The organism is Aeromonas salmonicida subsp. salmonicida (genome assembly GCF_001643305.1).
In the GTDB taxonomy this organism is placed as follows: Bacteria; Pseudomonadota; Gammaproteobacteria; order Enterobacterales; family Aeromonadaceae; genus Aeromonas; species Aeromonas salmonicida.
This window is the reverse complement of sequence record NZ_LSGW01000075.1, coordinates 1-1,043: the sequence shown is the minus strand read 5'-3', so window position 1 is coordinate 1,043 and position 1,043 is coordinate 1. Positions and strand designations below refer to the sequence as shown.

Below are 1,043 nucleotides of genomic sequence, written 5' to 3'. Positions count from 1 at the left end.
TTCGCATAATGGGGATTATGGCAGGGGAAGACCCTCAACATAATGCCCATCGACATTATGCGCAGTCATGCTTGTGGGTAGAACAAAGGGGCCGGAGGCCCCTGTATCAAAAGTGCTATGCCTCTGGCACTGCTTCTAAGCAGTCGGCTTGAAATACGCAGGTCAAAGGATCACGGTTGTGCTCATCGAGCCAAACGCAAAAATAGCCCCGAATATCGCCAGTTCTTTCAAAGCCAGCAATCGTCATCGAAGGCCCGCCACTACGAAGTTTCACCACTTGGCCGAGAGTGAATCGAATGTGTGATCGTGCATATGGTGACTCATCGCCCACAAGATTCAGCAGCTCACGCTGGAATGTGTATTCGATTGGTTGTCCGCCCAACGCTTCGTTAAACCATACACAACAGACATTGACACGTTCAGCGTCAGGTGACTGCTCAGCATAATCAACTGATTTAACTGTCATTTTATGGCCACCACTATGCAAAGTGACAACGTCGCCAGAAGAGCAAAATCTATAAATTGTCATTCAGTACCCCTGGTGATGCCGATAACTAGCTTTATCGGCATCACTCATGTTGTTGAAGTGCTTCTTCGATAGTGTCCGCATAAGCGCCCAAACTCTGCATCTGCCCATGTAACTCGGCTCCTGCAGCGACACTCGTTTTGATCAATTCAAGGGCACACGCTACAGCCATGACTCGGCGAGTCTGTGATTGCGCACCAGCGTAACCAGTTACATGAGTTGTAGTTAATCGTCTCGCAAGACCTAGGCTTTCAACAAAAACAGCACCGGATTCAGATTCAGACACAATCTTATCAGACATACATTTCTCACTTTTCGTTTGAGCACCATGCTCCATACGGATATTGGGGCTATTGCTTGCAAACCAAGCCTTTAATGATAAAAAGCCTCTTTGTAAGAGATAACACCCCTCCCCCGTGGATGGTGTGAGCATGGTTGTCTGGGAATTCCCCCCGTATTACTGCCCGAGGTGATTGTTAGAGATAACAAGCGATAACATGGCCATTGGCCACGCCAT

General features: G+C 48.1%; 2 protein-coding genes. Both read right to left on the bottom strand.

Annotated features, from left to right (window positions below):
- Positions 1-115: 115 nt before the first annotated feature.
- Positions 116-529 (bottom strand): DUF2158 domain-containing protein, encoded by a 414-nt coding sequence (locus AXW79_RS22320; protein ID WP_005322157.1) that lies wholly within the window; start codon positions 527-529, stop codon positions 116-118.
- A gap of 40 nt (positions 530-569) precedes the next feature.
- A complete protein-coding gene (locus tag AXW79_RS22965) occupies positions 570-827 on the bottom strand; it encodes a hypothetical protein (protein WP_129712452.1) in 258 nt (85 codons plus the stop codon).
- Between the last annotated feature and the right edge of the window lie 216 nt (positions 828-1,043).